Genomic DNA, 24,124 nt, shown 5'->3' with positions numbered 1-24,124 from the left:
AACAACTGAAACAGACGCAAATCGACGGGTGACCGCGTAACGAAACGATCGCCCCGCATTCTGTCCCCATCGAAACGACGGGCACCGCAGCACAGGCGGACCGCCCGAACATACTGGGGGAAAGACCATGGCTTACAACTACATTTACGGCACCACCGGCGACGACCTTTCGAGCTCGGCAAGGGCCTCGGCGGCACCTCGGGCGACGACGCCATCTACGGCTACGCCGGCGACGATGACCTGTTCGGCAACAATGGCGCCGACCTGCTCTACGGCTCGACGGGGATGGACCACCTGTTCGGTGGCAACGAGGGCGATTTCCTGTCCGGCGGCAGCGACGACGACACCCTCTACGGCGAGGCCGGCAACGACACCCTCGACGGCGGGTCCGGCTACGACACGCTCCATGGCGGCGCGGGCAAGGACAAGCTCTACGGCGGCGCCGACAGCGACACCTACTACATCAATGCCGCCGAGGGTGACGAGGTCTACGAGAATGCCAATGGTGGCCTCGACCACGTCTTCGTGACCGGCAGCCTGTATACGCTCACGGCCAATGTCGAGCGCGGCACGCTGTACACGGCCGGCGGCACGCTCACCGGCAACGCCGAGAACAATCACCTCTTTGGCAGCACCGGCAACGAGACCCTCTACGGCCTGGGCGGCCACGACACGCTCGACGGCGGCATCGGGGCCGACACGTTCTACGGCGGCGCCGGTGACGACACCTTCATCGTCGAGAACGTCGGCGACAAGGTCATCGAATACAGCGGCGGCGGCGTCGACACCGTCATCACCCAGCTCGGCAACTATACGCTCGGCGACCATGTCGAAAATCTCAAGCGCGGCAACGACGGCGCCGGCAAGCTCACCGGCAACGGCGGCGCCAACACCATCACCGGCAACATCAACGGGGACACCATCGACGGCGGCGCCGGCCAGGACGTGATGATCGGCGGAAAAGGCAACGACTTCTACTATGTCGATGACCTCGGCGACAGCGTCATCGAGAAGGCGGGCGAGGGCCTCGACGAGGTGTTCGCCTCGACGGCGGTCTACACCATGACCGACCATGTGGAGCAGCTCCACGTCACCTACACCGGGGGCCAGATTTCCTACGGCAACGGCATCGACAACTGGATCGACGGCAACACCGGCAACGACCAGATGTTCGGCTACGCCGGCAAGGACAAGCTGGTGGGCGAAGGCGGCGACGACCTCCTCTACGGCGGCAGCGAGGACGATGCCCTTGACGGCGGCGAGGGCGAAGATCTGCTCGACGGCGGCACGGGCGCGGACACCATGCTCGGCGGCATCGGTGACGACACCTACATGGTTGACGATGCGGGCGACAAGGTCGTCGAGATGCCGGACGGGGGCTTCGACGTCGTCAACGCCTCGACGAGCTACACGCTCGGCAACTACCAGATCGAGGAGCTGGTGCTGACCGGCGCGAATGCGATCGACGGCACCGGCAACGGCGGCATCAACCATATCGTCGGCAACAATGCGGCCAACGTCCTCGACGGCCAGTTCGGTGCCGACACCCTGGAGGGCAAGGACGGCAACGACACCTATGTCGTCGACAACGTGGGCGACAAGACGGTCGAGACTGCGGATCAGGGCATCGACACGGTGCTTGCCAGCGCGAGCTTCTCCCTGAAGGGCCAGTATGTGGAGAATCTGACCCTGACCGGCGACGGCGACATCAACGGCACGGGCAACAAGCTCGACAACACGATCAAGGGCAATGGCGCTGCCAACGTCCTCGACGGCGCGGAGGGCGCCGACAGCCTGGAAGGTGGCGCCGGCGCCGACCAGTTCGTGTTCTCCACCAAGCTCGGTGCGTCGAACATCGACACGATCGTCGATTTCAAGGCGGTGGACGACACCATCCTCCTCGACGATGCGATCTTCAAGACCCTCGATCTCGGCGCGCTTGCCGCCGGCGAGTTCCGGATCGGCGCCGCCGCCAAGGATGCCGACGACCACGTGATCTACGCCAAGGGCACCGGCGCGCTCTATTACGATGCCGACGGCAACGGCGCCGGCGCGGCGATCCAGTTCGCCACGCTCGACACCGGACTGTCGCTCACCTCCGCCGACTTCCTGGTCATCTGACCGGCGGTCGGGTCTGCCGGAGAGCGGGAAATCACCGGACAGGACCGGCCGGGGGGCGCAGGACGCCTCCCGGCCGGTCCGCATGCGCGACCGCCGATTGCGGCGCCGGGATTGACAGGAGCCCGTGCCGCTCCCTAGCTACGCACCCTGACGCGCAGCCCGCCGCATGGGTGGCGGCAAAGGAAAGACGCACCGACGATGACCAGTCCGCTCGCGGCCGGCGACCTGGACGCAACCGAACGCCTGCGCCGCGCAGAGGCGGACCAGCCGTCGAGCCCGGTCGCGCGCTTCGGCGCGGACGAGCCGCTGCTGCTCGACAGCGGCGCCGTGCTCGCACCCTGGCAGATCGCCTACACCACGGACGGCACGCTCAACGCCGACCGCAGCAACGCCGTGCTCGTCTGCCACGCGCTCACCGGCGACCAGTATGTGACGACGCCGAACCCGGTCACCGGCAAGCCGGGCTGGTGGACGCGCATGGTCGGCCCCGGGCGCCCGGTCGACACCGACCGCTTCTTCGTGATCTGCGCCAACGTGCTCGGCGGCTGCCTCGGCACCACCGGTCCGGCCTCGACCGACCCGCAGACCGGCGCGCCCTATGCGCTCAACCTGCCGATGATCACCATTCCGGACATGGTGCGCGCCCAGGCGATGCTGATCGACCGGCTCGGCATCGACACGCTGTTCTGCGTGGTTGGCGGCTCCATGGGCGGCATGCAGGTGCTGGAATGGGCGGCGAGCTACGGCCCGCGCGTGTTCTCGGCCGTGCCGATCGCCACCGGCGCGCGCCACTCGTCCCAGAACATCGCCTTCCACGAAGTCGGGCGCCAGGCGGTGATGGCCGACCCGGACTGGTGCGGCGGGCGCTATCTGGCCGAGGGCCGCAACCCGAAGAAGGGCCTCGCGGTGGCGCGCATGGCCGCGCACATCACCTACATGTCCGACCAGTCGCTGCACTCGAAATTCGGGCGCAACCTGCAGGATCGCGACAAGGTGACCTTCGGCTTCGAGGCCGACTTCCAGATCGAGAGCTACCTGCGCCACCAGGGCATGAGCTTCGTCGACCGCTTCGACGCCAACTCCTACCTCTACGTGACGCGGGCGATGGACTATTTCGACATCGCCGCCCGCCACGGCGACGTGCTGGCCCGCGCCTTCCGGCACACGCGCACGCGATTCTGCGTCGTTTCCTTCACCTCCGACTGGCTGTTCCCGACCGCCGAGAGCAAGGCGGTGGTCCACGCGCTGAGCGCGGCCGGCGCCAACGTCTCCTTCGTCGAGATCGACAGCCCCAAGGGCCACGACGCCTTCCTGCTGGAGGAGCCGGAGATGTTCGCCACCGTGCGCGGCTTCCTGATGGGCGCGGCCCGCGCCCGCGGCATCCCCGGCCCGGCCGAGATCGCCGAGGCCCCCGCGCTGCAGCGGGCCGGCGCATGATCCGCTCCTCCGAACCGGTGCGCGTCGACCTCAAGGTCGTCGCCGAGCTCGTCCACCAGGGCGCCCGCGTGCTCGACGTCGGCTGCGGCGAGGGCGAACTGCTCGAATATCTCGCCGAGGAACGGGGCGTCGACGGCCGCGGCATCGAGATCAGCCAGGCGGGCGTCAACGCCTGCGTCGCCCGTGGCCTGTCGGTCATCCAGGGCGACGCCGACCGCGACCTTGGCTACTACCCCGACCTTGCCTTCGACTACGCGATCCTGAGCCAGACCATCCAGGCGACCCATGCGCCCAAGCATGTGCTCGGCGAACTGCTGCGCATCGGCAACAAGGCGATCGTCTCCTTCCCGAACTTCGGCCACTGGGACGTGCGCATGCGGCTGCTGTTCGGCGGGCGGATGCCGGTCAGCGAGAAGCTGCCCTATTCGTGGCACGACACGCCGAACATCCACTTCTGCACGATCCGCGACTTCGTCTCCCTGTGCGACGAGATCGGCGCGCGGGTGGAGAAGGCCGTCGCCCTCAACGGCTCGGGCGCGCGGGTGCCGTTCAACATGCCGTGGTCGTGGTGGAACCTGTTCGGCCAGCAGGCGGTGTTCCTGCTGTCGCGCAAGGAGTGATCCCGAAAGGCCGAGTGATCCCGAAAGGCCGCCGGGCGTCTCAGCCCGCCGTCGGCCGGGGCGAGGCGCCGGCGGGGATCAGCGCCGGCCGGAACGACGCGCGCGCCTTGACCTTTTCCTTGGCCGGAATGCCCTGATAGAGCAGCTTGGTCGCCTCGACGATGATCACCCCGGCAAAGGCCGGCCAGAACTTCTGGCCGATCGTCTCCCACGGCGACGTCGGACGGCGGATCTTGCGCCGCTTCATCGGCAGCATGTGCAGCGCCTCCGACCAGAGCAGCGGCGAGAACTGGCTCTCGCGCAAGAGCATCGTCATCTGCCGGCGCGAGAACGGCCGGCCGTAGCCGAAGGGCGAGGTGTCGACCCGGGCCCACAGGCCGCGACGGTTCGGCACCACCACGAAGATCCGACCACCCGGGGACAGCACGCGCCAGACCTCGCGCAGCACCTCGCGCGGATCGTTGGAGACCTCCAGCGCGTGGATCAGCAGCACCCGGTCGACCGACGCGTCGGCGAGCGGCAGCATGTCCTCGTGGACCAGCGCCGCCGCGCCCGGCCCCTGCGCCGGCCAGTTCACCACCCCCTGCGCCGCCGGCATGAAGGCGATCACCCGTTCGGCCTCCTGCTGGAAGCCGGAGAGATAGGGCGTCGCGTAGCCGAGGCCGAGGATGCGGTCGCCGCGCACGGTCGGCCAGGCGGTGCTGATCCGCTGGCCGAGGATCTGGCGCACCGTGGCGCCGAGTTCCTCGGCGTAGAAGTCGCGCAGGTCGATGACGTCGAGATACATCTTGCTCCAGTCGGTCTCTTCCGGCGGGTCCCGATCGGTCCGTGGCGGCCTTTCCATGGCATCAGCCCGAGGAAAACCGACCTAGAAACACTCTTGTCCCCGCGGATCAAATAAACCGGAGGCACGGCATTCAAGTCCGCGCCCCGATCCTCTAGGCTTGCGGCAAACGCCGGTGGCGCCCATTTCCGCGGGCAGATCCCTGCCGGGTGTCCGATCCGCATCCGCGGTCCGAAGGCATCCATAACATGCGCCGCCCCGACACGAACGACAAGGAAAAGGCCGAGGATACATGATGGAAGACATTCAGATCGCCCTCGTTCCCTGCCTGAGCGACAACTACGCCGTGCTGCTGCACGTTCCCTCGACGGGCGCCACGATTCTCGTCGATGCCCCCGCGCCGCAGCCGATCGCCCAGACGCTGACGCGCAACGGCTGGGACCTGACCTGCATCCTGATCACCCATCATCACAGCGACCACATCGACGGCCTGATGTCGCTGAAGTCGGCCTCGAATGCCACCGTGGTCGGCCCGGCGCTGGACCAGAATCGCATTCCCGGCATCGATGTCGCGGTGAATGACGGCGACGAGATCAACGCCAGCGGCCTTGCCGTCAAGGTGATCGCCACCCCCGGCCACACCTCCGGCCACATCTCCTTCTGGTTCCCGGACATGGGCGTGGTGTTCACGGCCGATTCGCTGTTCGCGCTCGGCTGCGGCCGCATCTTCGAGGGCACGCCCGAGATCATGATGACGTCGCTGAAGAAGCTCGCCGCCCTGCCGCCCGAGACCCGCGTCTTCTGCGGCCACGAATACACCCTCTCCACGCCCGCTTCGCCGTCACCATCGACCCGGCCAACAAGGCGCTGGAGAACCGGGTGCGCAAGGTCATGACCCAGCACATGAAGGGCGAGCCGACGATCCCGTCCACGATCGGCGAGGAACTCGAGACCAATCCCTTCCTGCGCGCCGACGATCCGGCGATCGCCGAGCGGCTCGGCATGGCCGGGCGGTCGGAACTGGAGGTCTTCACCGAACTGCGCCGCCGCAAGGACAGCTTCTGAGCATGGCGGACAGCGGGATCGGCACATCGGACGAGACCCCGGCCGCGTCCGTCGAGGCCCACGCCGGCATGATGGCCGAGGATGTCGTGCGCCTGCTCGGCCTCCTGCCCCATCCCGAGGGCGGCGCCTACCGCCAGACCTTCGAGGACGCGCCCGGTCCGGACGGACGGGCGCGCTCCACCGCCATCTACTATCTGCTGGCCGCCGGCGAGCGCTCGCACTGGCATCGGGTCGACGCGGCGGAGGTCTGGCATTTTCATGCCGGCGCGCCGCTGCGGCTGCGGCTTGCCGACGGGGACGGTCCGCCGGACGAGATCGTGCTCGGTCCGGATCTTGGCGCTGGCGAGCGGCCGCAGGCAGTGGTCCCCGCGGGCATGTGGCAGGCCGCCGAAAGCCTCGGCGCCTGGACGCTTGTGAGCTGCACCGTCGCGCCCGGCTTTCAGTTCTCCGGCTTCGAGATGGCGCCGGACGGCTGGGAGCCGTCCGCGCCGGGCTGACCATCGCCGGCCGGCCCTGCCTTGCCCCCGAACAGCAGATCCTTCGAGGCCAGCAGCGCGCCGCCGGTGACGAAGGCGCAGGCGGCGGCCACCTCCACAGAAAACGCGCCGTAGCCGGCAAGAATCAGCACCAGCGTGGACAGCACCGGCGCCGCATAGGCCGAGGCGCCGAGCACCTGGATGTCGCCGTGTTTCACACCGTGGTCCCAGACGAAGAAGGCAAGCCCGACGGGAAAGACCGCAAGCGCCAGCACCATCGACCACTGGAACACGCCCTCGGGCAGCACCGTCGTCTCCAGCGCCAGATGGCAGGCAAGGCTGAGGACGCCGGTGGCCAGACAGAAGCCCGCGACCGCTTCGCTCGGCACCTGCGGCAGGCGCCGTGACAGCACTGAATAGGACGACCAGGTCAGCGCGGAGGCGATCGCCGCGCCGTAGCCGAAGGCGTGCTCTCCCGAGAGCGCGAGACCGCCGCCCCGGGTGATCAGCAGCGCCGCACCGATGAAGCCGACGGCAACGCCGGCCAGATGGTGCCAGCGCAGCCGCTCCCCCGGCAGCAGGCCGGAAAACAGCACGATCAGCAGCGGCCAGAGATAGTTGATGAGATTGGCTTCCACCGGCGGCGCATTGCGGATCGCGGTGAAATAGAGCGCGTGGAAGCCGAACAGGCCGACCACGCCCAGCACCCACACCTTCGCCGGCTGGCGCAGCGCGGAAAAGCCCCGGCCAGAGACCGCCAGCCACAGGCAGGCACCGAGCCCCGACAGGCCGAAGCACAGCGCATTGAGCAGGAACGGCGGCACGGCGCCAGAGCCGGCGGCAAAGAGCCCGAGCAGCGACCACATCAGCACGGCGGTGAGGCCGACGAGGGTGGCGCGGCGTCTGCGGTCCGCATGCATAGAGGAAACTCCGGGGCGCACAATCAGGGGAAAACCGCCCGGAACCCGCCGCAGATCCGGCGGCGCGAACATCGACGGTTCGTCTGCGTTTGCTCTATCATTCTTCGCTGCAATGCGTCAGAGGTCGTGACAGACGGCGCCGCGGCGCCCTTCCACCCGTCCAAGGACACGGAACGATGACCTCTCCCGGATTGACCGAGGCCGGCGCAAGCCGCCTTGCCGACATTGCCGCCCGCCACGGCTTTTCCGCCGAGGCCGCCGCCGACATGCTGCGGGCGATGCTCGCCGGCGGCGGACGCATGGCCCAGTTCGGCCATCCCGAATTCGGCGGCATGGGCCAGTGGTCGGCCGGCGGCATGCTGATGATCGGCGACATGTTCAACAACCAGCTGAAATGGCGTGTTGCGGGCTTTGCCGACGAGCTTGGCGCCGCGGTGTCCAATGGCGAGATCGCTGTCGAGCGCTCCTCGTCCACGAACACGGGCGGCAGCATGGGTGGTCAGAGCGGTGGCTTTGCCAGCTTCGGCGGCTTCGACACCTGGTGGCCGGACGATCTCGGCTCGCCCTCGTCGAGCGGCAGCCAGAACGGCATGCGCTATGCGGTCTTCCCCGGCAGCCGGCGGCTGGCGATCGACGCCCGCGGCACGGTGACGATCTACGACACCGGCGACCATGCGATCGGCGGTGTGTCGCAGCAGCAGGGCTCGTCCTGGGATCTCAACTTCCAGAGCCAGTATGGCACCGTGCGGGCCAGCGATCTGCAGCGCGTGACGCAGGATCAGACGCCGGCCGCGCCGGCTCACGCCGAAGAGGCGCCCCCGGCCACAACCGAGGCATGGGACGAGGTCGAGGAACCCCCGCAAGAGGCGACGCCCGCGGCAACTCTCGCGGTCGCCGATTCCATCGTCATGCGCGATCCGATGCCCGAGGCTTCGTCCGCCGAACCGGTCCCTACGAGAGCCCCCGCCGAACAGCCGCGCAGCGGCGCGTCCCATGCCGACATCTTCGATGCACTCGAACGCCTCGCCGGCCTGCGCGACAAGGGCATCCTGACCGAGGACGAATTCCAGGACAAGAAGCGCGTCCTGCTCGACCGGCTCTGAGCCTGCGCCGGCCGGATCGTTCGACCCGGTCGGCACGCCAGCGCAAAAGCAGCGCTCGCAAGCGACGACGCTCTCCGATCCAGGCCACCCTCACGGGTCGAGTTCGGTGTCCCAGTAGAGAAAGTCGAGCCAGCTGTCGTGGAGATAGTTCGGCGGAAACTGCCGGCCGTTGTTGTGCAGGTCCTGCACGCTCGGCGAGAAGGGCAGCCGGTCGAGATGCAGGCCGGATTCCCGCAGCGACTTGTTCGCCTTCTTCAGATTGCAGGGCGAGCAGGCGGTGATGACATTCTCCCACGTGGTCTGGCCGCCGCGCGAGCGCGGGATCAGGTGGTCGAAGGTCAGCTCGTCGCGGGCGCCGCAATACTGGCACTGGAAGCGATCGCGCAGGAACACGTTGAATCGTGTGAAGGCCGGATGCCGCGACGGATGCACGAAGGTCTTGAGGCAGACCACCGACGGCAGGCGGAATTCGAAGTTCGGGCTCCGCACGACCGTGTCGTATTCGGAGACAATGTTGACCCTGTCGAGGAAAACGGCTTTCACCGCATCCTGCCACGACCAGAGCGACAGCGGATAGTAGCTCAGGGGCCGATAGTCGGCATTCAGTACCAGGGCCGGATGACCGTCCGGCGAGACTGCGATCGTCACCTATCGCTCCTCTCTACCGAGTCTCGCAGGTCACCCCGCGAGATACCGTCCGCATAATGTATAGCCTCTGTGTCACGTCTGTGAAGCACCGCGCGGGAGATAAACGCCGCGCTTCATCGACTTATTCCCTATGCGGTCAACCCGCAGCAATGATGGCGACCCCGGCCCCCCTGTGTGCCCCCTCTGCCGCCGCTAGCCTTCCTCCTTGTTGGAGACCTTGCGGCAGACCGAGACGAACAGGCCGGACGGCAGCAGCCGCTTCAGCAGGCCCATCACCACCGTCGGCGTCGTCACGGCATAATAGGGTTTCGGCCGGTCACTCTCCACCGCGTGGATCAGCTTTGCCACCACCGCCTCCGGCCCCAGCTTGAAGCGCGCCGCGCCGCCGCGGCCCATGCGCGCCAGCCGGTCGCGGTAGGTCTTTGCGTGGCGCGAGCCGTCGATGTCGATGTTGGCGTGGAACATCCGCATGCTGGTCTCGACGAAGCGCGTCGCGATCGGGCCGGGCCGGATCGAGGAGACATCGATGCCGGCGCCCTTCACCTCCAGCCGCAGGGTGTCGGTCAGCCCCTCGACCGCATGTTTGGAGGCGATGTAGGCGCCGCGATATTTCAGCGCGATGAAGCCGAGGATCGACGAGCACTGCACGATCCGCCCGAAGCGGCGCGCCCGCATCGCCGGGATCAGCCGGCAGGTGAGATCATGCCAGCCGAAGACGTTGACCTCGAACTGCGCCCGCAGCACGTCCGGCCGCAGGTCTTCCACCGCACCGGGCTGGCCGTAGGCGCCGTTGTTGAACAGCGCGTCGATCCGCCCGCCGGTGGCGGCCAGCACCTTGTCGGCGCAGGCGGCGATCGAGGCGGGCTCGGCATAGTCGAGATAGACCGCCGTCACGCCCTCGATGGCGCCGAGCATCGCGAGATCCTCCGGCTTGCGCGCGGTCGCGAACACCCGCCAGCCGCGCTGCGCCATGGTTTGTGCCGCCGCAAGGCCGATGCCCGAGGAGGCGCCGGTGATCAGGATGACGCGCTGTTCTGTCGATCCGCTCATGCGGTGCCTGTCTCCGTTTGCGAGAGGCCCTTCATCACATGAAGACGTGCCGGAGGTCGAGGGTGCCCTTCTCGCCGATCGCGTCGAAATGGGCGTCGAGGAAGCGACCGGCGGCCTGCCGGCCGATCGTCATCAGTTCCTCGAAGAAGGCGTAGGACGTGTTCATCTTGGTGCTGGAACCGAAGGCGGCCAGTTCGTCCGCCCCGGCGATGCGGTGGACGCGGTTGCGCTGGTAATGCGCCGTGTCGAGCCGGCCCTCGTCGATCAGGCGGTTGACGAAGTCGATGGCGCGCAGTTCGCGCAGCAGCGAGGCGTTGAAGGTGATCTCGTTGACGCGCTCGATGATGCCCTGCGCGTCGCGCGGCACCTCCTGCCGCTCCAGCGGATTGATCTGCACCAGCACGATGTCGCCGCTGCCGCTCTCGCCGAAGAAGGGAAACAGCGCCGGATTGCCCATGTAGCCGCCGTCCCAGTAGTGTTCGCCGTCGATCTCGACCGCGTGGAACAGAAACGGCAGGCAGGCCGAGGCCATCACCGCGTCGGCCGACAGGTCCTTGTTGCGGAACACCTTGATCTTGCCGGTCTCGACGCTCGTTGCCGAGATGTAGAGCTTGATCTTGTCGCAGTTGCGCACGCGCTCGAAATCGATCTGCTCGGCGAGAAGGTCGCGCAGCGGATTGAGGTTGAGCGGATTGAGATCGTAGGGACTCGCGACCCGGCTGACGAGGTCGAACAGCGGAAAGCGCGGCCGGTCGAAGGGCATTCGCCACGCCGACATCCACACCTCGATCAGCGAGGTGCGCGGCCCGGAGATCCGGCCCTCGGTGCTGACGCTGCGCCAGAAGGTCTCCAGCGCCATCCGCGCGCCGTCCACCCCGCCGGTGTCGAGGCCGGCGGCCAGCACCACCGCGTTCATCGCCCCGGCGCTGGTGCCCGAGATCGCCTCGAAGTCGAGCCGGTCGTCCTCGAGCAGGCGGTCGAGCACGCCCCAGGTGAAGGCGCCGTGGGCGCCGCCGCCCTGGAGCGCGAGATTGACGATCTTGCGACCGGTGCCGCCGGCCGGACCGCTGTGGTTCTTCGCGGTCATCGCGGTGTCCGCCGGGTCATTGTGCCACCCATCCGCCGTCGATCGACACGATCGTGCCGGTGATCGAGCGCGCGCTCTCGCCGGCGAGATAGAGCGCGAGGTCGGCGATCTCCTCGACGGTGACGAATTCCTTGGTCGGCTGGGCGGCAAGCAGCACGTCGCGCTTGACCTCCTCCTCGGTGATGCCGCGGGTCTTCGCCGTGTCCGGGATCTGCTTTTCGACCAGCGGCGTCCAGACATAGCCGGGCGCGATCGCGTTGACCGTGATGCCGGAGGTGGCAAGTTCCAGCGCCACGGTCTTGGTCAGGCCGGCGATGCCGTGCTTGGCCGCCACATAGGCCGCCTTGTAGGGCGAGGCGACGAGAGCGTGGGCCGAGGCCGTGTTGATGATCCGCCCCGATTTCTGCGCCTTCATGATCGGCACCACGGCGCGGATCGCGTGGAAGGCCGACGACAGGTTGATGGCGAGGATCGCGTCCCACTTTTCCGGCGGGAAGTCCTCGATCGGCGAGACGAACTGGATGCCGGCATTGTTGACGAGGATGTCGAGCCGGCCGAAGGCGGCGTGCGCCTCCGCGATCATCGCGGTGATCTCGGCGGCTTCGCCATGTCGGCGCCGGAATAGAGCACCCTGACCCCGGTCTCGGCGGCCAGCGCGGCGCGGGTCGTCTCGATCTCGGCGGGATCGCCGAAGCCGTTGAGCATCACGTCGGCGCCGGCCTTCGCGAAGGCTGTGGCGACGGCAAGGCCGATGCCGGAGGTGGAGCCGGTGACGACGGCGGACCTGCCCTTGAAGGCGGACGTGCTGGACATGGTCATTCTCCTTGAAAATCAGTCGTGTCTGCGAAAACCGGTGGCGCGCGGATCAGGGGCAAGGGCGGCTGAAGGGCCCGGATGCGGAAATGTCCGTGGAGGGGATCGATGAAGTGTGCACCGCAATAAGTGCGCGTGCCACCGCAATTGATCCAGAGGCGATGCTTCACATTCTCTCGACCGGACTTTCGACCGATCTGGCACATTCTCTCGGGCCTGCAGGCTGCCGCGACTTTCGCCGCAAGCTGCGGCGCTATATGAGGGCGAACGGCAGATTGGACCCATCCCGTGCACCCGCATCACCACCACGATCACGACCATGATCACGGCCAGTGCCGCAAGACGGCCCTCGACCGGGTGGAGAGCGCCTGCGCGCGGCTCGGCCTGCGCATGACGGCGCCGAGGCGCACGGTGCTGGCCGCCCTGCTCCACGATCACGTGCCGATGACCGCCTACGAGCTGATCGACCGCATCGCCGCGACCGACAAGCGCCCGAGCCCGGTCTCGGTCTACCGCGCCCTCGATTTCCTGATCGCCAACGGCTTCGTCCACCGCATCGAGAGCCGCAACGCCTTCGTCGTCTGCTCGCACGAGCATGAGGCCCATGGCAACGGCGCGATCTTCCTGCTGTGCGAGGATTGCGGCGTCGCGGTCGAGGCCGAGGCGACCGATCTCCTCACCCGCATCGACGGCGTTGCCCGCGCCTCCGGCTTCGAGGTGAAGTCGGCGGTGCTGGAGCTGCGCGGCCTGTGCGCCGCCTGCCGGGCGAAAGGTGCCGCCCTTGCGCATGGCCTCGATCACGACGCCGACGCCGCCGAATGAGTTTTCCCGAATGCCGCCGGAGCCGCTTCGCATGACCGACCCGCTCAGCCTCAAGCCACGTCGCCGCACGGTGTCCGTCGATGTCGGCGGTGTGACCGTCGGCGGTTCGGCCCCGGTGGTCGTCCAGTCGATGACCAACACCGACACGGCCGACATCGACGCCACCGTGCGCCAGGTCGCGGACCTCGCCAAGGCCGGCTCCGAACTCGTGCGCATCACCGTCGACCGCGCCGAGGCCGCGGCCGCCGTGCCGCGCATCCGCGAGCGGCTGGAGCGGATCGGCGTGTTCGTGCCGCTGATCGGCGACTTCCACTACATCGGCCACAAGCTGCTGAAGGACCATCCGCCTGCGCCGAGGCGCTGGCGAAATACCGGATCAACCCCGGCAACGTCGGCTTCAAGGCCAAGCGCGACACCCAGTTCGGCGAGATCATCGAGATCGCGATCCGCCACGACAGGCCCGTGCGCATCGGCGTCAACTGGGGCTCGCTCGATCAGGAGCTGCTGACGCGGCTGATGGACGAGAACAAGGCGGCCGGCTTTCCGCTCACCGCCGCACAGGTCATGCGCGAGGCGATCGTGCAGTCGGCGATCTTCTCGGCCACCCGCGCCGAGGAGATCGGCCTGCCGCGCGAGAAGATCATCCTCTCGGCCAAGGTCAGCCAGGTGCAGGACCTGATCGCCGTCTACGGGGAGCTCGCCCGCCGCTCCGACCACGCGCTCCATCTCGGCCTCACCGAGGCCGGCATGGGTACGAAAGGCATCGTCTCTTCCTCCGCGGCCATGGGCATCCTGCTCCAGCAGGGCATCGGCGACACGATCCGCGTCTCGCTCACCCCCGAGCCCGGCGGCGACCGCACCCGCGAGGTGCAGGTGGCGCAGGAGCTTCTGCAGGTGATGGGCTTTCGCGCCTTCGTGCCGGTGGTGGCCGCCTGCCCCGGCTGCGGACGCACCACCTCCACCGTGTTCCAGGAACTCGCCAGCCGCATCCAGGACCAGATCCGCGAGGAAATGCCCGCCTGGCGCAGCCGCTATCCGGGCGTCGAGGCGCTGAAGGTCGCGGTGATGGGCTGCATCGTCAACGGCCCGGGGGAATCGAAGCACGCCGACATCGGCATCTCCCTGCCCGGCACCGGCGAGACCCCGGCCGCCCCGGTCTACATCGACGGCGAGAAGGCGATGACCCTGCGCGGCCCGGCGATCGCCGAGGAGTTCCGCGAGCTGGTGCTCGGCTATATCGAGAAGCGCTGGGGCCCGGGCGGCAGCTCGCGCGACGCGGCGGAGTGAGACCGGCCGCGGACAGGGTCGACCTCTCGAAGCCTGTCCGCCAGGGGCGATCGAGGTGCCCCGCCGGCGCGCCTCGTCAGCGGTCGCGGGCCGCGACGAAGCGGGCGGTCTCCGCCAGCACCGCGCCGCGCGCACCGAAGCCCGAAAGCAGACCCTCGGCCTCGCCGACCAGATCGCCGAGCATCGTCCGCGCAGCTTCGACGCCGTGAAGGCCGACGAGCGTGCCCTTGCCGCGCCCGGCGCCTTGGCCGTCGCCTTGCCGAGGGTGGCCGCGTCCGCCGTCACGTCGAGCAGGTCGTCGGCCAGCTGGAAGGCGAGGCCGACGATCTCGCCGAAGCGCACCAGCCGGGCGAGATCCGCGGTGCCGGCCCGGCCGAGCCGGGCGCCGGCCTCGACCGCGTGGCGCAGCAGCGCCCCGGTCTTCATCGCCTGCAAGCGGCGGATCTCCGCCGCGTCCAGCGGCCGGCGGAGCGGCTGGAACCGACCCTCGGCGGCAAGATCCAGCATCTGCCCGCCGACCATGCCGCCAAGCCCGGCCGCGCGCGCGAGGCCGCGTACCAGATCGAGCCGCAGGGCGGGGTCGGGATCGGCCTCCGGCCGCGCAAGGAGATCGAAGGCGAGCGTGAGCAGGGCATCGCCGGCCAGAATCGCGGTCGCCTCGTCGAAGGCCTTGTGGACGGTGGGGCGGCCGCGCCGGATGTCGTCGTCGTCCATCGCCGGCAGGTCGTCATGGACCAGCGAATAGCAGTGGACGCATTCGGTCGCCGCGGCGGCCAGCAGGAGGTCGCCGGCCCCGTCGTCGATGTCGCGGCCGAACAGCCGGGCGGTCTCGATGGTGAGGAAGGGGCGCAGCCGCTTGCCCCCGCCGAGCACCGCGTGGCGCATCGCGTCCAGCAGGCGCGCGGGGCGCAGGATCTCGCCCTCCTGCGGCGCCTCATCAAGCAGCGCCGCAAGGCGCGCGTCCACGAGGGCGCAGTCTCGGCAAGGCGAAGTTCGAAGGCGCGGCGATCCATGGCGTGTCCCCTGACGCCGCCTCCATAGCGGACGGCGCAGGCGTCGTCCACGACTGACAGAGCAGGGCGCGAACGGGCCGTCCGGAGGGGGGGAGCTTGACGTGGCGGGCGACGAGGCGGACTCTGTCGGCCGCAGATGGGGCAGGCGCATTCGCCGCCGCAGCCCGGCTTCGGCCGGACCAAAAATGCCGGAGGACATTTGCTGGCACACAATATACCATAAGGTTGTTACAGGGATGGAAACGGCCAGGCCGAAATGAGCCTCAAAAAGCCGCTCGAAAGGATCGTGTTCGCTGTCGCCTCGGTGGTTCTCATCGCGGCCTGCGCCTTCGTGTTCAAGACGGTGTGGCGCGACGACGAGCTCGCCGCCTTCCGCGATGCCGGCGCGCACCGGCTTGCCTTCGCCGCCTCGCAGATCCAGAACGAGATCGGCCGCCAGGATCACATCCACCGCATCATCGCCCTCGACCCCGACGTCAAGGACGTGCTGAAGGCCACGCCGCCGCGGCCCGGCAGCTATCCGCTGCACCGCAAGCTGGCGATGATCGGCACCGAGGCCAACACCGCGGCCATCTACGTGGTCGCGCGCAACGGCATGGTGATCTCGGCCAGCGACAACACCTCGGCGACCTCGGTGCTGGGCACCAGCCACCTCTCGCGGCCCTATTTCCTCACCGCCATCAGCCAGGGCAGCGCCGCCTTCTTCGGCATCGACCCGGCCACCGGCCGCACCAGCTATTTCCTCGCCGAGGCGGTGCGCGAGACCGACGGCGGCAACGTGATCGGCCTGACCGTCGTCAAGATCGACTTCTCGGACCTCGAGGCCAGCTGGGAGGCGGTGGGCGAGAAGATCATCGTCACCGACGAGAACGGCGTGGTCCTTCTGACCGGCACGCCGGCCTGGCGCTACAAGACGCTGGCGCCGCTGACCTCGCCGCTCAAGGCCGAGATCGTCTATTCCGACCGCTATGTCGACCAGCGGCTCGATCCGCTCGACATCGTCACCCTCGACGACACCGAGCCGGACCGGATGGTCCGCATCCGCGAACCCGGCGGCACAAGCACCTATCTCGTCCAGCACACCCGCCTGTTCGAGCATGGCTGGACCGTGCGCCGCCTGACCGACGTCGGTCCGCTGCAGACCACCGAGCGCGACGGCGCGATCATCGGCGGCACCCTGGCCGCGCTCGCCGTGATGCTGGCGCTCTACGTCGGCCAGCGTCAGCGGGCGCTGTCGATTTCGCGCCGGGCCCAGGCCCGGCTGCAATGGGCGGTGGAGCTGCGCACCCGCGAGCTGCGCGAGGCCAACAAGACGCTGCATGCCGAGTTCACCGAGCAGCGCCGCATGGAAGCCCAGTTGCGCCAGATCCAGGGCGAACTGCTGCAGGCCGGCAAGATGGCGGCGCTCGGCCAGATGTCGGCCGCGCTCGCCCACGAGATCAACCAGCCGCTCACGGCCATTGCCACCTTCACCGCCAGCGCCCGGATCCTCGACACCCGCGGCGACCGCACGGCCGTGCGCGCCAATCTCGACGAGATCGCCGGGCTGACCGAGCGGATGGCGCGGATCACCAGCAACCTGAAACGGTTTGCCCGCAAGGGCCAGGGCGACCCGGCCGTGCCGCTGCACCTGCGCGACGCGGTCGATCGCGTGCTGATCCTCGTCGGGCCGCAGGCGCGCAGCGCCGGCATCGCCATCGAGAGCCGGATCGATGCCGACGCCGAAGTGATCGCGACCCCCGTGCTGCTCGAGCAGGTCATCCTCAACCTGCTCCAGAATGCCATGGATGCGCTGTCCGGCGCCCCGGACCCGCGCATCCGGATCGAGGCCGCGGCCCGCGGCGAGGAGGCCGTGCTGCGCATTGTCGACAACGGCGCCGGCATCGCCGAGGACGTCCTCGACCGCCTGTTCGAGCCCTTCTTCACCACCAAGCCGAGCGGGGTCGGCCTCGGCCTCGGCCTGTCGATCTCCCACGGCATCATCGAAAGCTTCGGCGGCAGGCTCACCGCCGCCAACCTTGCCGGGGGCGGCGCCGAAATGGTGATCGTGCTGCCCCGCCATGTCCGGCGGCCCACCCGGGCGGAGACGCTCGCCCATGCCTGACCTGAAGGAAAACGTCCCGATCCTGCTGGTCGACGACGAAGCGCCGATGCGCCAGGCCGTGGAGCAGTGGCTGCAGATCGCCGGCCACACGGTGGAGGCCTTTCCCGCCGCCGAGCCGGCGCTGGCCGCGATCCGCCACGACCATCCGGGCATTCTCGTCACCGACCTGCGCCTCGGCGGCATGGACGGCATGGAGCTGCTGCGCCGCACGCTGGCGATCGATCCCGACTTTCCGGTGGTGGTGATGACCGGCCACGGCGACGTGTCGACCGCCGTCGAGGCGATGCACATCGGTGCCTACGACTTCGTGGAAAAGCCGTTTTCGCCGGAGCGCTTCACCGACATCGTCCGCCGCGCCTGCGAGAAGCGCCGCCTGACCCTCGACAACCGCATGCTGCGCCGGGCCGTGGCCGAGGATTCGCTGGAATCGCGGATCATCGGCACCTCGCAGGCGGCCCGGTCGCTGCGCGCCGCCGTCGCCGAGGTCGCCGCCAGCGACGCCGCCGTGGTGCTCTACGGCGAGACCGGCGCCGGCAAGGACCTCGTTGCCCGCTGCATCCACGATTTCGGCCGCCGCGCCCGCCAGCAGTTCGTCGCCATCAACTGCGCGGCGATCCCCGAGACCATGGTCGAGAGCGAGTTGTTCGGCCACGAGGCCGGCGCGTTCACCAGCGCCGTCGCCCGCCGCATCGGCAAGTTCGAGCATGCCCACCGCGGCACCCTGTTCCTCGACGAGATCGAGAGCATGCCGGCCGCCGTGCAGGCCAAGCTGCTGCGCGCCCTGCAGGACCGCACCATCGAGCGCCTCGGCTCCAACCAGACGATCCAGGCCGACACCCGCACCATCGCGGCCAGCAAGGTCGACCTGCGCGTCGCCAGCGAGGACGGCCGCTTCCGCGCCGACCTCTACTACCGGCTCTGCGTCGTCGAACTGCACATCCCGCCGCTGCGCGAGCGGGCGGAGGACATCGTCCTCCTGTTCGAGCATTTTGCCGCCTCCAGCGCCGAACGCCACGGCCGCGAACCCCGCCCGCTGCGGGCCGCGACACTCTCGGCCCTGCGCGCCCATTCCTGGCCCGGCAACATCCGAGAACTGCGCAACGCCGCCGAGCGCTACGCTCTCGGCTTCGGCGAGGCGCTGGAACCGAGGCTCGCCACCCCCGCCTCACCCGCCAGCCGGCGCCTGTCGCTCGCCCGCGAACTGGAAGAGGCCGAGCGGCGGATCATCGAGCAGGCCCTCGCCGAATCCGGCGGCAACATCGCCGCGGTGATGGAGCGGCTCGACGTGCCGCGCCGCACCCTCAACGAGAAGATGGCCCGCCTCGGCATCGACCGCGCCGCCTTCGCCGCCGGCGAGAACGCCGGCCGCTGAGCCGCGCTCTCGGGGCTGGCGGCGGCACCCATGCCGGGCGCAGCTTCCGGTGCCCTTGCCGACGCCCGGTCGTCCCCCGCCCGGTCCGGCCGTCCCCGCGCCCCTGAGCTGCCGCCCGCCCCAGGTTGCCTTGCTGCAGGGACACCTCGCGCGCCTTCGCATGGCCCCATCGCATGGCTTGGACACACGACATGCGAGTGATGCATGACGCATGGGGCGACGACGCCGGGACCGCCGTCAGGGCGCCTCGCGCCCTTCGGCAAGATCACGCCGAGCGGACCTTCGCCGATCGGCGTGATTCCGCCGAGCCGGATTGTGGCTTTCTCCGGACATTCGGATGACGGAATTATTTTCTGCTTTCCGATCAATAGTTTGCTCAAAAATTTGCGCCCGCTCGCCGCTTGGCACGCAGCTTGCCATCAAGGGTCCACAGCTCGGAACAGCTACGGGAGAGCCCGCCGACCTCGCATATCAATCGATTCAAGTCTCAAGACACCAAGCCCACGAGAAGCCGAAGTTTTGAAATAAGGAAACGCTCAATGTCTGCTCAGATGTCTGCAGCGCCGGCGGTAGCCCCGTCGGCCAACCGCTGGATGCAACTCGTCGTCGGTGTGATCTGCATGGTCGCCGCCGCCAACATCCAGTACTCCTGGACCCTGTTCGTGCCCGAGATCCAGGCCGTCCACGGCTGGACCCGCGCCTCGATCCAGGTCGCCTTCACCATCTTCGTCGTCGTTCAGACCTGGGCCTCGCCCGTCGTCGGCTACTTCATCGACCGTTACGGCCCCCGCAACGTCGTCATGTTCGGCGGCCTGATGACCGGCGGTTCGTGGGTGCTCGACAGCTACGCCGGTTCGCTGACCGGCTTCTACGTCGCCTCGATCATCGGTGGCATCGGCGTCGGCTGCGTCTACTCGACCTGCATCAACAACGCCCTGAAGTGGTTCCCGGATCGCCGCGGTCTCGCGGTCGGCATCACCGCCGCCGGCTACGGCTCGGGCACCGCGCTCACCATCATCCCGATCGCGTCCGTGATCGCCGCCAGCGGCTACCAGACGGCCTTCTTCTGGTTCGGCCTGCTCCAGGGCGCCGTGATCCTGATCGCCGCCATCGGCCTCAAGGGCCCGCGCAAGGGTGAAGTGTCCTTCTCCTCGACCGTCATCCAGAGCCGCCGCGACTACACCCTGGGGGAAGCCCTCCAGACCAAGGTGTTCTGGGTCATGCTGGTCATGTTCACCTGCACCGTGACCGGTGGTCTGATGGCCGTCGCCCAGCTCGGCGTCATCGCCGAAGACCTCGGCGTCAAGGAGTTCGAGGTCAACCTCTACTTCTTCGCCATGGCCGCCCTGCCCTTCGCCCTCATGCTCGACCGCATCCTGAACGGCATCTCGCGTCCGCTGTTCGGCTGGGTGTCCGACCATATCGGCCGTGAAAAGACCATGTTCATCGCCTTCTCGCTCGAAGGCCTCGGCATCGTCGCGCTCGGCTACTTCGGCAGCAACCCCTGGGCGTTCATCATCCTCTCGGGCGTCGTGTTCCTGGCCTGGGGCGAGGTCTACAGCCTCTTCTCCGCCACGGCCGCCGACACCTTCGGCAGCGCCCACATCGGCAAGATCTACGGCGTCCTCTACTGCGCCAAGGGTATCGCCGCGCTCCTCGTCCCGATGGGCAACATCCTGATGGAAGCCACCGGCACCTGGAACTCGGTGCTCTACACCGTGGCCTGCATGGACATCCTCGCGGCGGTCCTCGCCATCACGGTGCTCCGTCCGATGCTGGTCAGGCATCACGAGAGCAACGGCGTGGTCTACAACTCCAAGGCCGCCCACGCCTGATCGGCGACTTCGCCGCCGGCGCCATCCACGGGGACGACGAAGCCCCCTGGATCGGCGCCGATGGCTCCCGCCTCGGAAGGGCAGCGGCACCTCGCCTCTGCCCTTCTGTCCCGGATGTCCATCTCCCCCGGACATCCGATCTCCGCCGGACGGGTTCTCTTGCGCGGGCCCGGACGGCACCCTCCCAGACTTGCGCCCCGTCCGGACCTCCGGTCGGGGTGCTTTTTTTGCGCGCCATCCTGCACCGGCAGGCCCTGCCTCCACGCCCCGGCGAACCGCACCCATGGGAAAGTGGCTTCGTATCCGCGAGCCCTGTTGCTATGGTTGCCCGAGCCTGGCCGACGGGCCGCCACACTGTCCGGGGACCCCATGCCGAGGCACGCCGCGTGGATGACGCCACCGATCCCTCCGACGTCCGCCCCGGCGCCCGCCCGGCGCGCGCCCGCTCCTGCTCAGGATCGTCTTCGGCGCGGCCAGGCTGCTGCTGCTCGCGGTCGTGGTCGTTGCGGCGCTGGTGCCGGTCTACGCGGTCGTGCCGCCGCCGGCCTCCACCCTGATGCTGCGCGACCTCGTGCTGGCCGGTGGCTACGAGCGTGACTGGGTGGCTTCGACGAGATCTCCCCCTATCTCGTGCGCGCCGTGATCATGAGCGAGGACGGCCGCTTCTGCGAGCACGGCGGCGTCGACTGGGACGCGCTCACGCTGGTGCTCGACGGCGCCGGCGACAGCGGTCCGGCGCGCGGGGCCAGCACGATCCCGATGCAGACCGTCAAGAACCTCTTCCTCTGGTCCTCGCGCTCCTATGTGCGCAAGGGGCTGGAGATCCCGCTGGCGCTCTACGCCGACCTCGTCTGGAGCAAGCGGCGGATGATCGAGATCTATCTCAACACCGCGGAATGGGGCGCCGGCATCTACGGCGCCGAGGCGGCGGCCCGGCACTATTTCGACAAGCCGGCCGCCAAGCTCAGCCGCAAGGAGGCCGCGCTGCTGGTCTCGGCGCTGCCGAATCCGTTCCTGCGCAACCCGGCCAAGCCCGGCCGCGGCCAGCGCTCGATCGCCCGCGTGATCGAGCGGCGCGAGCGCCAGTCGGGCGCCTATGTCGCCTGCGTCTTCGAGAGCTGAGCCGCCGGCTCGGCGTTTCTGCCGGCATTCGGCGGGATTTTCTCAAGATCGCTCTGGCCAAAACCGGCCGGGGACTGTATAAGCCGGCCCATTCACGTGAATATGCGCCTGCAACGTCCGCCCGTGACGATCAAGGTTCGGGCGTTGGACAGACGATGGAGTTTTGACCGATGGCAGTGCCGAAAAGGAAGACCTCGCCTTCGAAGCGTGGCATGCGCCGCTCTGCGGACGCGCTGAAGGCTCCGACCTACGTCGAGGACAAGACCTCGGGTGAACTGCGCCGTCCGCATCATGTCGATCTGAAGACCGGCATGTACCGCGGCCGCCAGATCCTGGAGCCGAAGGACGCCGTCTGAGGCGTATCCCTTCCGGCCCCGCGCAGGACTGAACGAAGGAAGGTCGGCCATCAGGTCGGCCTTTTTTCATGGAAGATCCGCCCGCGCTCCCCTCCAGAGCATCGGCTTTTCCGAAAACCGCAACCCCCGTTTCGGACCGATGCTCCAGCCCCCGCCGAGGCGCCGACATGATCGCCAACATTCCGCTGACGCTGATCCCGCTGGTCGTCTTCAACCTGTTCGCCTTCGATCTGGCCGGCCAGGCCGGCGGCGGCGATCCCTGGCTGGTGCCGCTGTTCACCATCGAGATGCTGTCGGGGGCGCGGTTCACGCCGACCTCGGGCGACATGATGATCGTTGCCGGCATCGTCTGCCTGTTCGTCGAGATCCTGAAGGCGACGCGGTTCGGCACCGGCGCGCTCGCCGACCACCTGATGTCGATGCTGGTGTTCGTGATGTATCTGGCGGAATTTCTCACCATCGCCGCCGCCGCCCACTCGGTGTTCGTGATCCTGACGGTGATCGCCTTCATCGACGTCGTCGCCGGATTCTCGATCTCGATCGCCGGCGCCCGCCGCGACGTCAGCTTCGGCGCCGACGACCGCTGAGCGCGGGCCTCGATCAGGGAGACTGGTCCGGGAGAAACGGTCCGCTCAGCAGCTGCGGGCGAGCAGGAAGCCGGGCTCGATGGCCGTGGAAAGCCGGCCGGCCCGGCCATAGGCTTCATTGGCGCGCGGCGCGACGGCGCCGTTGGCCCGGCTCGCGCGACGTTCGCCGCCGGCCGGCGTGGTCTCGCGGTTGGCGATCAGCTGGGCGATGAACGGGGCGCCGGCGCGGTAATGGCCGCTGCTCTCGCGCGGCGACACCGGCTCGAGCAGGACGATGTCCCGCCCCTCCGACATGGCCTCGCCCCGGGGCTCGTGGCGCTCGTCCCGGTCGGCGCCGCTGCCCGCCGACGCGGACGCCACCCGGCGCGGGGAGACCCGCGCGGTGCCTGTCCTGTCGATGGTTCGGCCGATGTCCAAGATCCGCATCCTCGTCGTCCCGTTCCGGGACACAAGCGCGCCGCGCCCTGCCCCTTGCCCGAGACTCAGCAAGTCGCGGGCCGCAGAGGCCCTCGCCTGGCTGTGCCACCGCGAAACGACGCAGGTCTTAACGAATGGTTAATGCTACGCCCTTCGCATTAACCTTTCAACGCCGGACAGGGCGGATCGGTCCCGGACATGACAATGCCGGGTTGGCGACCGTCGGAATTTGAAGAAAGGGGGGATCGAGCGCCGCCCCCCAGCGCTGCAAGGCGCGGAGAAGGCCCGCGAGCCGGAGATTTGGCGACCTGTAGACGCAGCCGGACCGAGGACCGGCAGGTGCGGCGCGCCGAAGCCGCCACCCTCCGCCAGCCCTCGCGAGTCCCTCGCCGGACCCCTCAGGCCTTTTCGGCGCCGAGCTTGTCCAGCCGGCGCTGCATGGCCTCGATCTGCTCCTTGAGACCGTCGATGTCGGCGCTGCGCGCTTCGGGCGCCTCGGCCGGCTTCGGGGCGCCCTCGCCCGTCTCGCCGGCGGCGAAGGGGATGAACATCCGCATGGCCTTCTCGAACATCTCGGCGTTGCGCCGCACCTGCTCTTCCATCGCCTCGAGGCCCGTGCCGCCGAAGGTGTGGGTCATCGTCTGGCGGAACTTCTCCTGCTCGCGGGTCAGCGAGGCGATCGACTGCTCCAGGTATCCCGGCACGAGCGTCTGCATGCTGTCGCCGTAAAAGCGGATCAACTGCCGCAGGAAAGTGACCGGCAGCAGGTTCTGCCCCTTGCCTTCCTGTTCGAAGATGATCTGGGTGAGCACCGAGCGGGTGATCTCCTCGCCGGACTTCGCATCGTGCACGATGAAGTCCTCGCCGCCCTTCACCATCTGGGCCAGATCCTCGAGGGTCACGTAGGTGCTGGTGCCGGTGTTGTAGAGACGCCGGTTCGCGTATTTCTTGATGATGGTTGGTGTGTCGTTCTTTGCCATTGAGATCGTCGTCCTCCCAGACCACGCGCGGACCGCATACCCGGTGCCCGGCGCTTGTCGCGCCGTGTGACCGTCCGCTGCCGTGCGCCGAAGGTCCTCCCCGAC

At 68.5% G+C, this 24,124-nt stretch carries 18 protein-coding genes and 5 pseudogenes; 14 read left to right on the top strand and 9 right to left on the bottom strand.

Annotation, left to right across the window (positions count from 1 at the left end):
* The first annotated feature begins 57 nt into the window (after positions 1–57).
* The 3 genes from A6302_RS00610 to metW all read left to right on the top strand — a co-directional run bounded on the left by A6302_RS00610 (position 58) and on the right by metW (position 4,178).
* Positions 58–2,121: a calcium-binding protein gene (locus A6302_RS00610; RefSeq protein WP_425349093.1), complete on the top strand. Its 2,064-nt coding sequence runs from the start codon at positions 58–60 to the stop codon at positions 2,119–2,121.
* 198 nt (positions 2,122–2,319) lie between these two features.
* Positions 2,320–3,558, top strand: coding sequence for a homoserine O-acetyltransferase MetX (gene metX / locus A6302_RS00605; protein WP_069305395.1), 1,239 nt, complete (start codon positions 2,320–2,322; stop codon positions 3,556–3,558).
* The gene (metW, locus tag A6302_RS00600; protein WP_069305394.1) at positions 3,555–4,178 is read left to right on the top strand and encodes a methionine biosynthesis protein MetW; all 624 of its coding nucleotides are present in this window, start codon (positions 3,555–3,557) and stop codon (positions 4,176–4,178) included. The genes metX and metW overlap by 4 nt, the downstream gene beginning before the upstream one ends.
* A gap of 40 nt (positions 4,179–4,218) precedes the next feature.
* On the opposite strand, the gene A6302_RS00595 is transcribed toward metW, so the two are convergent.
* Entirely contained in the window at positions 4,219–4,965 is a 747-nt protein-coding gene (locus A6302_RS00595) for a class I SAM-dependent methyltransferase (RefSeq protein ID WP_069305422.1), read from the bottom strand.
* A gap of 292 nt (positions 4,966–5,257) precedes the next feature.
* On the opposite strand from A6302_RS00595, the pseudogene gloB reads away from it, so the two are divergent.
* A pseudogene (gloB, locus tag A6302_RS00590) lies at positions 5,258–6,027 on the top strand (hydroxyacylglutathione hydrolase).
* Positions 6,028–6,095: 68 nt separating this feature from the next.
* Positions 6,096–6,524: a cupin domain-containing protein gene (locus A6302_RS00585; RefSeq protein WP_069305421.1), complete on the top strand. Its 429-nt coding sequence runs from the start codon at positions 6,096–6,098 to the stop codon at positions 6,522–6,524.
* Here A6302_RS00585 and yddG read toward each other — a convergent pair.
* Entirely contained in the window at positions 6,467–7,423 is a 957-nt protein-coding gene (gene yddG, locus A6302_RS00580; RefSeq protein WP_069305393.1) for an aromatic amino acid exporter YddG, read from the bottom strand. The genes A6302_RS00585 and yddG overlap by 58 nt on opposite strands.
* A gap of 176 nt (positions 7,424–7,599) precedes the next feature.
* Here yddG and A6302_RS00575 point away from each other — a divergent pair, with 176 nt between their 5' ends.
* A complete protein-coding gene (locus A6302_RS00575; protein ID WP_069305392.1) occupies positions 7,600–8,526 on the top strand; it encodes an SHOCT domain-containing protein in 927 nt (308 codons plus the stop codon).
* A gap of 90 nt (positions 8,527–8,616) precedes the next feature.
* Here the strand turns inward: A6302_RS00575 and A6302_RS00570 are convergent, their stop codons facing one another.
* The 4 genes and pseudogenes from A6302_RS00570 to A6302_RS00555 all read right to left on the bottom strand — a co-directional run bounded on the left by A6302_RS00570 (position 8,617) and on the right by A6302_RS00555 (position 12,124).
* Complete coding sequence (locus tag A6302_RS00570; RefSeq protein WP_069305391.1) at positions 8,617–9,174, bottom strand: HNH endonuclease; 558 nt, start codon at positions 9,172–9,174, stop codon at positions 8,617–8,619.
* Positions 9,175–9,366: 192 nt separating this feature from the next.
* Positions 9,367–10,224, bottom strand: a complete 858-nt coding sequence (locus A6302_RS00565) for an SDR family NAD(P)-dependent oxidoreductase (RefSeq protein WP_069305390.1) — start codon at positions 10,222–10,224, stop codon at positions 9,367–9,369.
* Positions 10,225–10,258: 34 nt separating this feature from the next.
* Positions 10,259–11,311, bottom strand: coding sequence for a patatin-like phospholipase family protein (locus A6302_RS00560; RefSeq protein ID WP_069305389.1), 1,053 nt, complete (start codon positions 11,309–11,311; stop codon positions 10,259–10,261).
* 16 nt (positions 11,312–11,327) lie between these two features.
* Positions 11,328–12,124: pseudogene (locus A6302_RS00555) on the bottom strand (3-hydroxybutyrate dehydrogenase).
* Positions 12,125–12,412: 288 nt separating this feature from the next.
* Here A6302_RS00555 and A6302_RS00550 point away from each other — a divergent pair.
* A complete protein-coding gene (locus A6302_RS00550; RefSeq protein WP_069305388.1) occupies positions 12,413–12,946 on the top strand; it encodes a Fur family transcriptional regulator in 534 nt (177 codons plus the stop codon).
* Between the two features lie 31 nt (positions 12,947–12,977).
* Positions 12,978–14,233: pseudogene (ispG, locus tag A6302_RS00545) on the top strand (flavodoxin-dependent (E)-4-hydroxy-3-methylbut-2-enyl-diphosphate synthase).
* Positions 14,234–14,309: 76 nt separating this feature from the next.
* Here ispG and A6302_RS00540 read toward each other — a convergent pair.
* Positions 14,310–15,199 (bottom strand): annotated as a pseudogene (locus A6302_RS00540) (polyprenyl synthetase family protein).
* Between the two features lie 303 nt (positions 15,200–15,502).
* Between A6302_RS00540 and A6302_RS00535 the strand changes: the two are divergent.
* The 6 genes and pseudogenes from A6302_RS00535 (at position 15,503) to A6302_RS00510 (ending at position 22,622) form a co-directional block, all read left to right on the top strand.
* Entirely contained in the window at positions 15,503–17,350 is a 1,848-nt protein-coding gene (locus A6302_RS00535; protein WP_069305387.1) for a sensor histidine kinase, read from the top strand.
* Positions 17,343–18,722, top strand: a complete 1,380-nt coding sequence (locus A6302_RS00530) for a sigma-54-dependent transcriptional regulator (RefSeq protein WP_069305386.1) — start codon at positions 17,343–17,345, stop codon at positions 18,720–18,722. The genes A6302_RS00535 and A6302_RS00530 overlap by 8 nt, the downstream gene beginning before the upstream one ends.
* A gap of 539 nt (positions 18,723–19,261) precedes the next feature.
* Entirely contained in the window at positions 19,262–20,557 is a 1,296-nt protein-coding gene (gene oxlT, locus A6302_RS00525; RefSeq protein ID WP_069305385.1) for an oxalate/formate MFS antiporter, read from the top strand.
* Positions 20,558–21,005: 448 nt separating this feature from the next.
* Positions 21,006–21,679 (top strand): annotated as a pseudogene (gene mtgA, locus A6302_RS00520) (monofunctional biosynthetic peptidoglycan transglycosylase).
* A 170-nt stretch (positions 21,680–21,849) separates the two neighbouring features.
* Positions 21,850–22,035, top strand: a complete 186-nt coding sequence (gene rpmF / locus A6302_RS00515; protein WP_069305384.1) for a 50S ribosomal protein L32 — start codon at positions 21,850–21,852, stop codon at positions 22,033–22,035.
* 167 nt (positions 22,036–22,202) lie between these two features.
* On the top strand, positions 22,203–22,622 hold the full coding sequence (locus A6302_RS00510) for a hypothetical protein (RefSeq protein WP_069305383.1): 420 nt from the start codon (positions 22,203–22,205) through the stop codon (positions 22,620–22,622).
* A gap of 45 nt (positions 22,623–22,667) precedes the next feature.
* Here the strand turns inward: A6302_RS00510 and A6302_RS00505 are convergent, their stop codons facing one another.
* Together A6302_RS00505 and phaR are read right to left on the bottom strand one after the other, a co-directional pair.
* Positions 22,668–23,039, bottom strand: a complete 372-nt coding sequence (locus tag A6302_RS00505) for a hypothetical protein (RefSeq protein ID WP_141703342.1) — start codon at positions 23,037–23,039, stop codon at positions 22,668–22,670.
* A 398-nt stretch (positions 23,040–23,437) separates the two neighbouring features.
* Complete coding sequence (phaR, locus tag A6302_RS00500) at positions 23,438–24,019, bottom strand: polyhydroxyalkanoate synthesis repressor PhaR (protein WP_069305381.1); 582 nt, start codon at positions 24,017–24,019, stop codon at positions 23,438–23,440.
* Positions 24,020–24,124 lie beyond the last annotated feature (105 nt).

The sequence above is a fragment of the Methylobrevis pamukkalensis genome, assembly GCF_001720135.1.
GTDB lineage: Bacteria > Pseudomonadota > Alphaproteobacteria > Rhizobiales > Pleomorphomonadaceae > Methylobrevis > Methylobrevis pamukkalensis.
This window is presented reverse-complemented; position numbering and strand designations above follow the sequence as displayed.

Coding starts and splice junctions, on each gene's coding strand:
- metX (WP_069305395.1), top strand. CDS start 2,320: ATGACCAGTCCGCTCGCGGCCGGCGACCTGGACGCAACCGAACGCCTG.
- metW (WP_069305394.1), top strand. CDS start 3,555: ATGATCCGCTCCTCCGAACCGGTGCGCGTCGACCTCAAGGTCGTCGCC.
- A6302_RS00595 (WP_069305422.1), bottom strand. CDS start 4,965: ATGTATCTCGACGTCATCGACCTGCGCGACTTCTACGCCGAGGAACTC.
- A6302_RS00585 (WP_069305421.1), top strand. CDS start 6,096: ATGATGGCCGAGGATGTCGTGCGCCTGCTCGGCCTCCTGCCCCATCCC.
- yddG (WP_069305393.1), bottom strand. CDS start 7,423: ATGCATGCGGACCGCAGACGCCGCGCCACCCTCGTCGGCCTCACCGCC.
- A6302_RS00575 (WP_069305392.1), top strand. CDS start 7,600: ATGACCTCTCCCGGATTGACCGAGGCCGGCGCAAGCCGCCTTGCCGAC.
- A6302_RS00565 (WP_069305390.1), bottom strand. CDS start 10,224: ATGAGCGGATCGACAGAACAGCGCGTCATCCTGATCACCGGCGCCTCC.
- A6302_RS00560 (WP_069305389.1), bottom strand. CDS start 11,311: ATGACCGCGAAGAACCACAGCGGTCCGGCCGGCGGCACCGGTCGCAAG.
- A6302_RS00535 (WP_069305387.1), top strand. CDS start 15,503: ATGAGCCTCAAAAAGCCGCTCGAAAGGATCGTGTTCGCTGTCGCCTCG.
- A6302_RS00530 (WP_069305386.1), top strand. CDS start 17,343: ATGCCTGACCTGAAGGAAAACGTCCCGATCCTGCTGGTCGACGACGAA.
- oxlT (WP_069305385.1), top strand. CDS start 19,262: ATGTCTGCTCAGATGTCTGCAGCGCCGGCGGTAGCCCCGTCGGCCAAC.
- rpmF (WP_069305384.1), top strand. CDS start 21,850: ATGGCAGTGCCGAAAAGGAAGACCTCGCCTTCGAAGCGTGGCATGCGC.
- A6302_RS00510 (WP_069305383.1), top strand. CDS start 22,203: ATGATCGCCAACATTCCGCTGACGCTGATCCCGCTGGTCGTCTTCAAC.
- phaR (WP_069305381.1), bottom strand. CDS start 24,019: ATGGCAAAGAACGACACACCAACCATCATCAAGAAATACGCGAACCGG.